General features: G+C 29.4%; 12 protein-coding genes and 1 pseudogene. 11 read left to right on the top strand and 2 right to left on the bottom strand.

Features of this window, described 5'->3' with window-relative positions; all coding sequences use genetic code 11:
* The first annotated feature begins 60 nt into the window (after window positions 1–60).
* The 4 genes from A8C32_RS04505 to A8C32_RS04520 all read left to right on the top strand — a co-directional run bounded on the left by A8C32_RS04505 (window position 61) and on the right by A8C32_RS04520 (window position 3,670).
* Window positions 61–1,251: a pyridoxal phosphate-dependent aminotransferase gene (locus A8C32_RS04505; RefSeq protein ID WP_069829259.1), complete on the top strand. Its 1,191-nt coding sequence runs from the start codon at window positions 61–63 to the stop codon at window positions 1,249–1,251.
* Between the two features lie 3 nt (window positions 1,252–1,254).
* Entirely contained in the window at window positions 1,255–2,268 is a 1,014-nt protein-coding gene (gene murB / locus A8C32_RS04510; protein ID WP_069829260.1) for a UDP-N-acetylmuramate dehydrogenase, read from the top strand.
* A 66-nt stretch (window positions 2,269–2,334) separates the two neighbouring features.
* Window positions 2,335–2,865 (top strand): RNA polymerase sigma factor, encoded by a 531-nt coding sequence (locus A8C32_RS04515; RefSeq protein WP_069829261.1) that lies wholly within the window; start codon window positions 2,335–2,337, stop codon window positions 2,863–2,865.
* A 16-nt stretch (window positions 2,866–2,881) separates the two neighbouring features.
* Window positions 2,882–3,670, top strand: a complete 789-nt coding sequence (locus A8C32_RS04520) for an anti-sigma factor (RefSeq protein WP_069829262.1) — start codon at window positions 2,882–2,884, stop codon at window positions 3,668–3,670.
* Window positions 3,671–3,820: 150 nt separating this feature from the next.
* On the opposite strand, the pseudogene A8C32_RS04525 reads toward A8C32_RS04520, so the two are convergent.
* A pseudogene (locus A8C32_RS04525) lies at window positions 3,821–4,192 on the bottom strand (aquaporin); the annotation flags it as partial.
* 555 nt (window positions 4,193–4,747) lie between these two features.
* Between A8C32_RS04525 and A8C32_RS04530 the strand changes: the two are divergent.
* The 7 genes from A8C32_RS04530 to A8C32_RS04560 are packed head-to-tail and all read left to right on the top strand — an operon-like array spanning window position 4,748 to window position 12,032.
* On the top strand, window positions 4,748–4,951 hold the full coding sequence (locus A8C32_RS04530) for a membrane or secreted protein (RefSeq protein WP_069829263.1): 204 nt from the start codon (window positions 4,748–4,750) through the stop codon (window positions 4,949–4,951).
* Window positions 4,952–4,957: 6 nt separating this feature from the next.
* Window positions 4,958–6,070, top strand: a complete 1,113-nt coding sequence (locus A8C32_RS04535; protein WP_069829264.1) for a glycosyltransferase — start codon at window positions 4,958–4,960, stop codon at window positions 6,068–6,070.
* A complete protein-coding gene (locus tag A8C32_RS04540; protein ID WP_069829265.1) occupies window positions 6,061–6,609 on the top strand; it encodes an RNA polymerase sigma factor in 549 nt (182 codons plus the stop codon). The genes A8C32_RS04535 and A8C32_RS04540 overlap by 10 nt, the downstream gene beginning before the upstream one ends.
* The gene (locus tag A8C32_RS04545; protein WP_093455596.1) at window positions 6,606–7,820 is read left to right on the top strand and encodes an Nramp family divalent metal transporter; all 1,215 of its coding nucleotides are present in this window, start codon (window positions 6,606–6,608) and stop codon (window positions 7,818–7,820) included. The genes A8C32_RS04540 and A8C32_RS04545 overlap by 4 nt, the downstream gene beginning before the upstream one ends.
* Window positions 7,821–7,869: 49 nt before the next feature.
* On the top strand, window positions 7,870–8,748 hold the full coding sequence (lipA, locus tag A8C32_RS04550; RefSeq protein ID WP_069829266.1) for a lipoyl synthase: 879 nt from the start codon (window positions 7,870–7,872) through the stop codon (window positions 8,746–8,748).
* A 2-nt stretch (window positions 8,749–8,750) separates the two neighbouring features.
* Window positions 8,751–9,767, top strand: coding sequence for a type I glyceraldehyde-3-phosphate dehydrogenase (gene gap, locus A8C32_RS04555; protein ID WP_069829267.1), 1,017 nt, complete (start codon window positions 8,751–8,753; stop codon window positions 9,765–9,767).
* Between the two features lie 27 nt (window positions 9,768–9,794).
* Window positions 9,795–12,032 (top strand): ATP-binding response regulator, encoded by a 2,238-nt coding sequence (locus tag A8C32_RS04560; RefSeq protein ID WP_069829268.1) that lies wholly within the window; start codon window positions 9,795–9,797, stop codon window positions 12,030–12,032.
* A 1-nt stretch (window position 12,033) separates the two neighbouring features.
* Here the strand turns inward: A8C32_RS04560 and lpxK are convergent, their stop codons facing one another.
* The gene (gene lpxK, locus A8C32_RS04565; protein WP_069829269.1) at window positions 12,034–13,038 is read right to left on the bottom strand and encodes a tetraacyldisaccharide 4'-kinase; all 1,005 of its coding nucleotides are present in this window, start codon (window positions 13,036–13,038) and stop codon (window positions 12,034–12,036) included.
* Window positions 13,039–13,216: the final 178 nt, after the last annotated feature.

Raw genomic sequence — 13,216 nt, forward strand, 5'->3', positions numbered from 1 at the left:
AGTCATTTTTTAAAAAACTTTAAGATAATTTCCTCAACTTTGTACCTTAATTTTTTGTAAATGCCAACAATATCAAATAAAGGGCACTCGATGCCTGAATCGCCTATACGTAAATTAGTCCCACATGCAGAAAAAGCTATAAAAAACGGAAAACATATTTACCACTTAAATATTGGTCAGCCCGATATTAAAACTCCTGAGATTGCTTTACAAGCTGTTAAAGATAATGACATAGACATTCTTGCTTATTCTAATTCCAAAGGTGAAGAATCTTATAGAAAAAAATTAGTAAGCTACTATCATAAAAATGACATTAATATTTCTATTGATGATATTATTGTAACAACTGGAGCTAGTGAAGCTTTATATTTTCTTTTTAGTAGCATCATGGATCCTAACGATGAAGTTATAATTTGTGAACCCTTTTATGCTAATTACATCGCTTTTTCAATAGCATCTGGTGTAAATGTTGTTCCTGCTATTTCTAAAATAGAAGATAATTTTTCATTACCTAGCATTGAAGCTTTTGAAAAACTTATCACTAAAAAAACAAAGGCTATTTTAATTTGTAATCCAGGTAACCCAACAGGTTATTTATATTCGAAAGAAGAAATACAAAATCTTGCTGTCATTGCTAAAACTCACGATCTATTTTTAATAGCTGATGAAGTATATAGAGAATTTGTATATGATGGAAATACTCATTATTCTATTTTGCATGAAAAAGGATTGGACGAACATACTATCATGATTGATTCTGTCTCTAAACGTTATAGTATGTGTGGAGCTAGAATAGGTTGTTTAATTTCCAAAAACAAAACGATTATGCAAACCGTACTTAAATTTGCTCAAGCAAGATTAAGCCCTCCTTCATACGCACAAATTGCCTGTGAAGCTGCTTTAGATACCCCACAAAGCTATTTTGACGATGTTGCTGCAGAATATGTTGACCGTAGAAATACTTTAGTTGAAGAATTACAAAAAATTGATAATATTAAAGTAGCCATGCCTAAAGGTGCCTTTTATTGCATGGTAGAATTACCAATTAAAAACTCTGATAATTTTGCTAAGTGGCTATTAGAAGATTTTGATGTTAATGGTGAAACTATTATGGTTGCTCCTGCTGCTGGTTTTTACTCAACACCAAGTATTGGTTTAAACCAAATAAGAATTGCTTATGTTCTTAAAAAAGAAAGTTTAATAAAAGCTGTCGGTATTTTAAAAGAAGCTCTAAAAGTTTATAAAGACTAACTAGTGCAAATAAAAGATAATATATCCTTAAAACCATATAATACTTTTGGTATAGATGTTAAAGCAAAACATTTTGTTTCTGTTTCTAACATTGAAGACTTAAAGCCAATTGTATTATTACAAAAATACGCTAACAAACTTATTTTAGGAGGCGGCAGTAATATGCTGCTTACTAAAGATTTTGACGGGCTCGTTATTCATATAAATTTAAAAGGCATCGAAATTGTTTCAGAAAATAAAGACACAGTAATTGTAAAAGCTAATGCTGGTGAAAACTGGCATGAGTTTGTACTTTGGTGTATTGATAATGATTATGGAGGTATTGAAAACCTATCTTTAATACCTGGCAATATAGGAACTGCTCCAATTCAAAACATAGGAGCCTATGGTATTGAACTTAAAGATATTTTCGAATCTTGTACTGCTATTTCTTTAGAAACAAATGAGCTTAGTATATTTTCAAAAACGGATTGTAATTTTGGGTATAGAAATTCTATTTTTAAACAACACGCTAAGGGGAAGTTTATAATAACCAGTGTTAATTTTAAACTCACCAAACGCAATCATAAATTAAGTATAAATTATGGTAGTATTGCTTCTCAACTTGAATCTATGCAAATCACTAATCCTAGTATTAAAGACGTTTCGAAAGCAGTTATAGCAATAAGAGAAAGCAAATTACCTAATCCTAAAGACATTGGTAATAGTGGGAGCTTTTTTAAAAACCCTATTATACCTAAAAATCATTTCGATAAGCTAATTAAAAATTTTAAAGACCTACCAAGTTATCCTATTTCTGACAAAGAAGTTAAAATTCCTGCTGGTTGGCTTATTGAAAAATCTGGATTTAAAGGCAAACAATTTGGCAACTATGGTGTACATAAAAACCAAGCCTTAGTACTTGTTAATTATGGAAATGCTATGGGTTCTGATATTTTAAATCTCTCTAAATTAATTCAGAAAACAATAAAACGTCTTTTCGATATTTCTATTGAAGCTGAAGTTAATATCTTGTAATTTAAAAGAAATTTATACCTTTGGCCATTAAAAAATTTATTTAATTTTACATTAAACCAATTCAACTTGATTTCAGCTATAGAAAAAGAAATAGTTAAGTTATTACAAAATAGCAATAAAAAAGCTATTAATTTACTCTATGAGAACTATGCTGATTCATTATATGGCATCATTAAAAAAATAATTACAGATGATGATACAGCCCAAGATGTCCTTCAAGAAAGTTTTGTGAAAATCTGGAGGTACTCAAAAAAATACGACCCCAATAAAGCCAAATTATTTACTTGGTTATATAGAATTGCTTATAATACAGCAATTGATAAAGTTAGATCTCAAAAAAATAAAAGCGGTAAAGAAGTCCAAATAGAAACATCTTCCGTATATAAAATAACATCCAATACATTAAATCAGGATGTCATAGACATAAAAAAACACCTGAGTAGTATAGATGAAAAATACCAAATAGTAATTAACGCCCTATTTTTTGAGGGCATGACCCAACAAGAAGCTAGTGATGAATTAGATATTCCACTAGGAACTATAAAATCGAGATTAAAAATTGGATTGCGTGAATTGAAAAAAATTTACAATCCCTAAACTAAACAATAAAGTCATGAATGAGAAAATAAATACTTTTTTAAATTCTGGCCTATTAGAAAAATATCTATTAGGTGAGACTAATTCTGCTGAAACAGAAAAGGTTGAATCTTATATTTCAAAATATCCAGAAGTACATAATACATATAATACATTACAGTTTAACCTAGAAGTAGTCGCTAAAAGTAATGCTATTGAAGCTCCTAAAATTATCTTAGATAACATTTTAGATGAGCTTGATGAAAAATCTGTTGTTAACTTAAATGCTAAAGCTAAGTACAGATCGTGGTTTAAATATACAGCAGCAGCAAGTGTAGCTGCTTTGGTTTTTGCAGGAACTTCATATTTATTCTACAGCCAGAATAAGAAGCTTTCTCAAGAAAACCAAGTAGTAGTTGATGAGCTTTTCGATTTACGCAGTGATATTGAGAAAAACAATCAAATGCTTGATGATGTTATGCGCCAACTTTTAAAGCTTAACAATCCTGAAACTGAAAAGTATATTATTAAAGGAAATGAAAGAGCTAAAGATTTAAAAACTGTTGCTTACATAAACCCTAAAGAGAAAACATCTATGATTGATGTGGTATCTTTACCTCAATTACCAGAAGAACAATGCTACCAAATATGGGCAGAATTACAAGGTAAAATGGTAAATTTAGGGATTTTAAACGAATCAGACAGACAACTTAAAACGATTCCTTATACAGAAAATGCTCTTGCTTTAAGTATTACTATAGAGCCTAAAGGAGGTAACGAAATAGCCTCTATTGAAAACTCTGTAGCGCAAATAGACTTACAATAAGAGGATTAATAGCAATGAAAAGCCCTGTTTACTTTAAAAGTAAACAGGGCTTTTTTTATATAATCAATATTTTATTATTCTTCATCAAAAAAGGTTTTATGCATAATCCCAGCAATAATAGCTCCAGCAATAGGTGCTAACCAAAGCATCTGGAGACAAGCTACCATATCCATTAGATGCAAACCCTCCAATAGAAACAAAATCAGATTTATTAGATACTATTAAGTATAATATACCAGCTGCCGTAATAGCTCCTATTAATTGTGCTAGCACATAGCCTAGTAAATTTTTAGCATCAAACTTACCTCCTGCCCACAAACCAAGTGAAACTGCTGGGTTAAAATGCCCTCAAGAAATATGACCAACAGCATAAGCCATAGTCAATACTGTAAGTCCAAATGCAAGCGATACACCTACAAAGCCAATTCCTAAATCTGGGTAACCTGCTGCAAAAACAGCACTTCCACAGCCTCCTAAAACAAGCCAAAAAGTTCCAAAAAACTCTGCAAATAATTTTTTCATAATAAACGGTTTAATAGTTAGATTATTAATTTACAAATAATTATACAATTTAGACACTAAAAAATAGCTAGGTCACATCTGTAATCTATAACCTTTATTCAATCTTGTCCTAAATAAATTTAGTTAAAATTTCAATAGAGAACTCCTTGTACATATTGATTTGTAGGGGTTTGTTTTTTTTTAGAAACAGATTGTCAAACCATTTATAATAGGTCAACTTTCATGAAAAGGTTAAGTTTTATGTTTTGCAATACAAATATCTACACCACTTTTTATTTTGCAAAAAAAAATTTAAACCCTTCAAAAGTTCTAATACAGAATACAAGTTAAAACATTATCTTTGCGAAAAATAAATAAAAAATTTCTTGAAACTGCCTATCCTTAAGACAGGGCATGAAGGAATTCTATTCCCTCTTTCATTTTGGTCTTAGAACCAAAACTGAAATTTTGTATTTTACCTTACCCAGAACTGCAAAAAAAAATAGTTCTGACCTCTCCGAAGGAGAGGTGAATAGGAAACCCCGACCAAAAGGTCGAAGAATTATTTTAAATTAAATGAAACTTCTTTTAATAACAATCGCTTTATTAGGAATAGGAATTGCAGGAATTGCTATTAAAATTTGGGCGAAAAAAGACGGAAAATTTGCCGGTACTTGTGCAAGTCAAAATCCAATGCTTAATAAAGATGGAGATGCTTGTGGTTTTTGCGGAAAAACTCCTGATCAATTTAGTGACTGTAACGAACCTCAACATTCGTAATAGTTTATGGTGTTACTTGATATTATTTTCTACGCATTTGTTGCTGTAGTTTTTATTCAAGCTGTTTTTTATATTTTTTTCTTTGGAAGATTTGCTTTTCTTAAGGCAAAAAAAGTATCTTCTAAAAATATCCCTATTTCAGTTATTATTTGTGCAAAAAATGAAGCTAAAAATCTAAAAGCTTTCATCCCTTCAATTATTTCGCAAGACTATTCAGATTTTGAAATTGTTTTAATCAATGATGCTTCAAATGATAATACTCTTGAGGTTATTAAAGATTTTGAGAAGCAAAATAGTAATATTAAAGTTGTTGATGTAAAAAACACCGAAGCATTTTGGGGCAATAAAAAATACGCCTTAACTTTAGGCATAAAAGCTTCTAAAAATGAGTTTCTTTTATTTACAGATGCAGATTGCAAACCACTTTCTAAACACTGGATTAAAGAAATGAGCTCACATTTCAATAATAAAAAATCAATTGTTTTAGGTTACGGCAGCTATTCAAAAATTAAAAATTCATTTATAAATAAGTTAGTTCGTTTCGAAACACTAATAACTGCTGTAAATTATTTTTCATTTGCAAAACTAGGCATACCTTATATGGGAGTTGGACGAAATTTAGCCTATACAAAAAAAGAGTTTTTTAATGCCAATGGTTTTATAAATCATATTAAAGTTAGATCTGGCGATGATGACTTATTTATAAATCAAGTAGCAAATCGTAAAAATACAGCCATTTGTTTTTCAAAACAAAGCTTTACCGATTCAATTCCTAAAACAAGTTTTAAAAATTGGTTTAGACAAAAAAGAAGACATGTCTCAACAGCATCTCACTATAAATTAAAACATAAAATATTATTAACTTTAATATATAGTTCGCAACTATTATTTTGGCTTTTAATAATCCCCCTATTTACATTTATGTATAATTGGCAGATAACATCGGGTCTAATTCTATTTAGATTTATCTTACAATACATTATTTTAGGAAAATCATCAAAAAAATTGGATGAGACCGACCTTTTATTTTTTCTTCCTTTATTAGAAATCTTTCTAATTATAATACAATTAACTATATTTATAAATAATCTTATATCAAAACCCAATCATTGGAAATAGAAGAAGCCATTAAACTCGCAAAAGCAAATAACCAAAAGGCCTTTAATTATTTGTTAGATCTTTTTTGGGATGATGTATATGGTTTCCAATTAAAACGGATACAAAATGAAAATGATGCCGAAGATGTTACTATTCAAACATTTTCTAAAGCATTTGATAAAATTGCAACTTACGATGATGCCTATAAGTTTAAAACCTGGTTAATTACTATTTCAAAAAATATTCACATAGATTTATTAAGAAAAGAAAAAAATTCTATTTCTCAAATCATATCTAAAGATGATCGAGGCATTTTTCAAATCCTAGACGAATCTCCTACTCCAGAAGATAAGCTTATTACAGAACAACATTTAGCTAAATTACTTCGCGATATAAAAAAACTAAAACCACATTATCAAGAAGTCATCAACTTACGCTATTTTCAAGAACTTAGTTATAAAGAAATTTCAAAAGAACTTAACGAACCTATTAATAATGTAAAAGTCAAACTACTACGCGCTAAAAAACTACTTGCAGAAATTATTAGAAAAAGTAAATGATCAATAAACTAAAAGAATTAGGTCCTGGATTATTATTTGCTGGAGCAGCCATAGGCGTTTCGCATTTAGTACAATCCACAAGAGCTGGAGCAGATTTTGGCCTAGGTTTATTATGGGCATTACTTTTAGTTAACTTATTTAAATACCCTTTTTTTCAATTTGGACCACGTTATGCAGCTGCAACAGGAGAAAGTTTATTAGATGGTTATAATAAATTAGGTAAAGGCATTCTTGCTGCTTATTATGTATTAAGTATTACAACCATGTTTACAATCCAAACTGCTGTTACTATTGTTACGGCTGGTTTAGCATCTTCATTGTTTGGTGATTTTATTAGTATAAAGACTTGGACGGTTATTATCCTTTTTATTTGCCTTGGCTTATTAATTTTCGGAAAATATAAGTTACTCGATAAGTTAATAAAAATTATAATAATCACTTTAACCATTAGTACCATTGTTGCTGTAACAATAGCATTATTTAATAATTCTAATCCACTTTCTTTTAACCAGATGCTTCCCAACAATAACTTAGAAATCGCTTTTTTAATTGCCTTCATGGGATGGATGCCTGGACCTTTAGATATTTCTGTATGGCATTCATTATGGACTATAGAAAAAAACAAAAACTTAAAAAAATACAATACTAAATCTGCTTTATTCGATTTTAATGTAGGTTATTTAAGTACTATTATATTAGGTATCGGTTTCCTGCTTTTAGGAGCCTTAGTTATGTTTAATAGTGGAGAGACGTTTAGTAAGTCGGCTAGTGTATTTTCTAGTCAACTCATAAATATGTATACAATTAGCCTAGGTAAGTGGTCTTATATTATTATTGGAATTGCTGCTTTTACTACCATGTTTAGTACCACATTAACAACTTTAGATGCTTCACCAAGAGCTATGGCAAAAACCACTCAATTACTATTTAAAAGACCTTCTCGTTTCGGGTATTTATTTTGGATTACTTTATTAACTATAGGTACGATTTCTATTTTCTTGTTTTTAGCTTCAGAAATGGGGTTATTAATTAAAATTGCGACTATCCTATCTTTTATTACGGCTCCATTTTATGCTATTATAAATTATAAATTGATTTCAAGCAAACATACTCCTAAAGCATGGCGACCATCAAAACAACTACACATTTTAAGTTGGCTAGGAATTGTTTTTTTAACAGGTTTTAGCATTTGGTATCTCACCACTCTGTAAGCTATTTTAAAAGAATACTTTGTATCTTTGTATCTTTACTTTTATACATATGAACACTAAAACAGCTTCAAATATATTACCAGAACGTCAACCAAAACCAAAATGGCTTCGTGTTAAGCTTCCAACAGGAAAAAAATACACAGAACTTAGAGGTTTAGTCGATAAATATAAACTAAATACTATTTGTACTTCAGGAAGTTGCCCTAATATGGGAGAATGCTGGGGGGAAGGCACTGCTACCTTTATGATTTTAGGTAATGTATGTACAAGATCTTGTGGTTTTTGTGGTGTGAAGACAGGGCGCCCAGAAACGGTTGATTGGGATGAACCAGAAAAAGTAGCACGTTCAATAAAAATCATGAAAATTAAACATGCTGTATTAACTAGTGTTGATAGAGATGATTTAAAAGATATGGGAAGCATCATGTGGGCAGAAACCATTAAGGCTGTTAGAAGAATGAACCCTCAAATAACTCTTGAAACACTTATTCCAGATTTTCAGGGTTTAGAACAACATATTGATAGAATCGTTGATGTCGCTCCAGAAGTAGTCTCTCACAATATTGAAACTGTCCGCAGATTAACTCGTGAAGTTAGAATTCAAGCACAATACGATAGAAGTTTAGGTGTTTTAAAATATTTAAAACAACAAGGTCAACGTAGAACAAAATCTGGTATTATGTTAGGCTTAGGCGAAACACGTGAAGAGGTTATTGAAACGCTTCATGATTTAAAAGCCAATAATGTTGATGTTGTAACTATTGGACAATATTTACAACCAAGTAAAAAACATTTACCTGTTAAACAATTTATAACACCAGATCAATTTAAAGAATTTGAAGAAATTGGTTTAGATCTAGGATTTCGCCATATAGAAAGCAGTGCATTAGTAAGATCCTCTTATAAAGCACAAAAACATATTAATTAATTATGATTAATGTAGCCATTAATGGTTTTGGTAGAATAGGCAGACGTGTTTTTAGGTTACTTCAGGACTACCAAGATATACAAATTGTTGCTATTAATGATTTAGCAAATACTAAAACCTTAGCTCATTTGCTAAAATATGATAGCATACATGGTATATTTAATGGTAACGTTTACCATGATCAGCATCATATAATAATTAATGATAAAAAAATTCCATTATTAAATAATAAATTACCTAAAGATATTAATTGGCTACCTTATAATGTTGATTTTGTTATTGAATCTACAGGTAAGTTTAAAACAACTTCAGAATTACAATACCATATAACTAATGGAGCCAAACAAGTCATTTTAAGTGTGCCTCCTATAGAAGATAATATAAAAACTATAGTAATAGGTGTTAATGATGATAGTATAGATGGAACTGAAACCATAATTTCTAATGCTTCATGTACCACTAACAATGCAGCACCAATGATTGATATCATTAATAAACTTTGTGGTATAAATCAAGCTTATATTACTACGGTTCATTCTTATACCACGGATCAAAGTTTGCATGATCAACCACATCGCGATTTAAGAAGGTCGAGAGCTGCAAGTCAATCTATTGTTCCTACTACAACTGGAGCTGCAAAAGCGCTCACCAAAATATTCCCTGATCTATCAAATGTTATTGGTGGTTGTGGTATTAGAGTTCCTGTTATAAATGGTTCTTTAACAGATATTACTTTTAATGTAAAAGAGACTGTTTCTATAAATGATATAAATAACGCTTTTAAAGAAGCATCTAAGAGTAGCTACAAAGGTGTTTTAGAATACACAGAAGACCCAATTGTTTCCATAGATATTGTGGGAAACACAAATTCTTGTATTTTTGATTCACAGATGACCTCCGTTATTGGTAACATGGTTAAAATAATTGGTTGGTATGATAATGAAACAGGTTATTCAAAGCGAATAATCGACCTAATGTGCAATTTATCGGTTAAAAATCACATTTTATCGATAAAATAACTATATTTGTCGATGATATATAAGAAAATGTCTCATATAAAAAACTATATATACATTATAATAATGCTATTCAGTCTTGGCGTGTCATCGCAAAAAACGATTGATGACGATCCTGAAATAGCTCAAAATAATATCAACTACCGTATTGCACAATCCCAGTCTGAGTTAGAAAACTTCAACTATTATAAAGCTCAAAAAAACTTAGACGAAGCTCTGTTTTTAGCAGAAAAAGCAGATAATAAAAAAAGTATAGGTCGTATTTATGCCATTAAAGGAAGATTACAATTAATAATTGGAGAGGAAGATAAAGCTATAAAATCCTTAAACAAAGCTGTTGAAGTTCAGCGTATTATAAACGACAATAAAAACTTAGGTAAATCCTATAAAATCTTTGGAGATGTTTTTCTTTCTAAAAAGAACTATTATCAAGCTATAGACTCTTATACTGCAGCTAAATCCAAATTTGAAGAAGAAGATTTAAAAAAAGATTTAGCAGAAACACTTTTAAGCGAAGGAAAAACTTATGCACAGTTAAGCAATTTCCAAAAAGCCAGAGATGTCATTGAACAATCTCTAGCTATATCAAAAAATGAGGGTTTTTTAAAAATACAAAGTGAGGCATTAATTAATCATGCTATAATTTATAATAAGTTAGATAATAACGAAAAAGCGTTAACTTTAGCTTATAACGGCTTACATATAGCTAAGGATAATAAATTCACAAGAATTCGTAATCAAGCATATTTTATTCTCAGTAATTTATATAATGATACAGAAAACTATAAACGCTCAAGGGACTTTCTATTTTCTCATTACAATCTTACAGATTCTATTAGACATTTAACACGATTAAATTCATCAAACGATCAAGAAACTCAATATTTATTAAATGATCAGATTGAAAAAAACAAAGAAGTTGTAGAAAAACTAGAAAAAGCAGAAGATGATAAAAGTCTAGGTACTTTAATATCTATTCTAAGTGTTGCATTAATTACCATATTATCGCTTCTAACTTTATCACTTTATAAAAATAATAACATTAGGTTAAAAACAAATAACATGCTCCACAAAAAAAATGGAGAACTTATTATAGCTAAAGAAAAAGCAGAATTAGCATCAAAAACTAAAGCCAATTTCTTATCTACAGTTACACATGAACTACGAACGCCCCTATATGCCGTTACAGGTTTAAGCAACATGTTATTAGATGAAAATCCTAAGCCAGAACAAGTACAACACTTAAAATCATTAAAATTTTCTGGTGATTATCTTTTAACATTCATCAACGATATTCTACAAATAAATAAAATTGAAGCTAATAAGGTAGATATAGAACCTGAGTCTTTCAACTTAAAAAAGAAAATAAACAATATTGTTTTAGCTCTAAACAACTCTGCATTAGACAATAACATCAATATCCATTTTGAATATGATAAAGATTTACCTGAAAATTTTATTGCTGATCAATTAAAAATTTCTCAAATCTTAATTAATTTAATAGGTAACTCAATTAAATTCACAAAAGATGGTGATATTTGGATTCGTGTATACAAAATAGAAGATTACGGTAAAATATATAAACTTCGTTTCGAAGTAGAAGACAACGGTATTGGTATTAATCAAGAAAAACAAGACAATATGTTTGAAAGTTTTTCTCAAGGATCTATACAAATTAATCGTAAATACGGAGGTACTGGTTTAGGTTTATCTATCGTAAAAGGTTTAATAGACCTTTTAAAAGGAAAAATTTACGTAAAAAGTCAATTAGGCAAGGGTACTACATTTTACTTTGAAATTCCTTTAGAACATACAACCATAGAAGAAGTGCAAGAAAAAAGAGCTACTTATTTTAGTGATAATAATAACAATAAATTAAACTTATCTAATGTTAAAATATTAGTAGTTGAAGACAATAAAATCAACCAAATGATCACCAAAAAGATCCTAACTAAAATGGATCTTAATTGTGATATTACAGATAATGGTGAAGATGCTGTAGAAATGATTAAATCCAATAACTACAATATTGTGTTAATGGATATCCATATGCCTGGTATTAGTGGTATTGAGGCAACAAAAATTATTAGAACTTTTGATAAAGAATTAACCATTTTTGCACTTACAGCTGTGACTATTGAAGATAAAATGCATGAATTTGAAGAAGCTGGTTTTACAGACATTATTCCAAAACCATTTAAACAAGAAGAGTTTGAAAAAAAACTTTACAATGCATTATCAAACAATAACCAATCAACATCTGTTTAATTTAGTTTGCTAAAAAATGTTTAATTAATTCACCAATTTTAGTGTCATCACTAATAGAAACAGATATTGGCAAGTAAAATAATTTATCTTTTAAAGATTTATAGTCTTTTAATCTCATAAAATCTTTTTCGGTAGTAACTATAAGTTCCTTTTTATTTAACTCATCAATATCTTGTTGAGAAAACTCATGATGGTCTTTAAAGTTTAAATGATTAAATTTTAATCCTTTACTATTCAAAAAATCAATTAGCGGTGTTGCATTTGCAATACCTGTCACTAAAGTAAAAGCCTTTAAGCCTTCAATAATCTTACTAGTATTCTCTGAAACTATAGTATTAGAATAAGTTATAGTACTAAAAAAAACATGTTGATTAGGCTCTCGCTTAATTTGTGCTAATATATTCTCTTTTGTTGCTTTATCTAAATTTTCTGGACACTTAGTAATGATAATTATATTAGCACGTTTAGCACCATTTCTTGACTCTCTTAAATTTCCTGTTGGTAAAACAACATCGCTAAAATACGGATCACTATAAGTCGTTAACAATATATTAAAACCAGCTTTTACTTTTCTGTGTTGAAAAGCATCATCTAGTAAAACAACTTCTGGCGGATTTTCAATTAATTGTAACGATTTAATGCCATTATTTCTATCGGCATCTACAGCAACATGAATATCATTTTTAAACTTATTGTAAAACTGAAAAGGCTCATCTCCTAAAGATTCCGCATTAGATGTTTTATTACCTAACTGAAAACCTTTAGTTTTCCTTTTATACCCTCTACTTAATGTTGCTACTTTATAATCATCTTTTAAAAGCTTAATTAAATATTCTATCATAGGCGTTTTTCCAGTCCCTCCAACGCTTAAATTGCCAACGCAAATCACAGGAAAACTATATGAAATAGATTTTTTAATACCCAAATCATACAATTTGTTTCTTAGCCAAGTTGCAAAAAAGTATATCTGCATTATAGGAAATAATATGTACCTTAATATTTTCATCTAGTCTTACGAATTATTTTTAATCATTAGATGTAACATCTATTTAAAACTTATAATAATTAATTAGAAGTTTCACCACAACGAAAGTAATTATTTTATACGTCCTCTGAAATAAAACATTTTAAATTTAAACCTCGATTTTATAGTCAAATATATTTTTCATTTAAATTTCTTATTT

The sequence above is a fragment of the Flavivirga aquatica genome, assembly GCF_001747085.1.
Lineage (GTDB): Bacteria > Bacteroidota > Bacteroidia > Flavobacteriales > Flavobacteriaceae > Algibacter_C > Algibacter_C aquatica.

Coding starts and splice junctions, on each gene's coding strand:
- A8C32_RS04505 (WP_069829259.1), top strand. CDS start 61: ATGCCAACAATATCAAATAAAGGGCACTCGATGCCTGAATCGCCTATA.
- A8C32_RS04520 (WP_069829262.1), top strand. CDS start 2,882: ATGAATGAGAAAATAAATACTTTTTTAAATTCTGGCCTATTAGAAAAA.
- A8C32_RS04530 (WP_069829263.1), top strand. CDS start 4,748: ATGAAACTTCTTTTAATAACAATCGCTTTATTAGGAATAGGAATTGCA.
- A8C32_RS04535 (WP_069829264.1), top strand. CDS start 4,958: ATGGTGTTACTTGATATTATTTTCTACGCATTTGTTGCTGTAGTTTTT.
- A8C32_RS04545 (WP_093455596.1), top strand. CDS start 6,606: ATGATCAATAAACTAAAAGAATTAGGTCCTGGATTATTATTTGCTGGA.
- lipA (WP_069829266.1), top strand. CDS start 7,870: ATGAACACTAAAACAGCTTCAAATATATTACCAGAACGTCAACCAAAA.
- gap (WP_069829267.1), top strand. CDS start 8,751: ATGATTAATGTAGCCATTAATGGTTTTGGTAGAATAGGCAGACGTGTT.
- A8C32_RS04560 (WP_069829268.1), top strand. CDS start 9,795: ATGTCTCATATAAAAAACTATATATACATTATAATAATGCTATTCAGT.
- lpxK (WP_069829269.1), bottom strand. CDS start 13,038: ATGAAAATATTAAGGTACATATTATTTCCTATAATGCAGATATACTTT.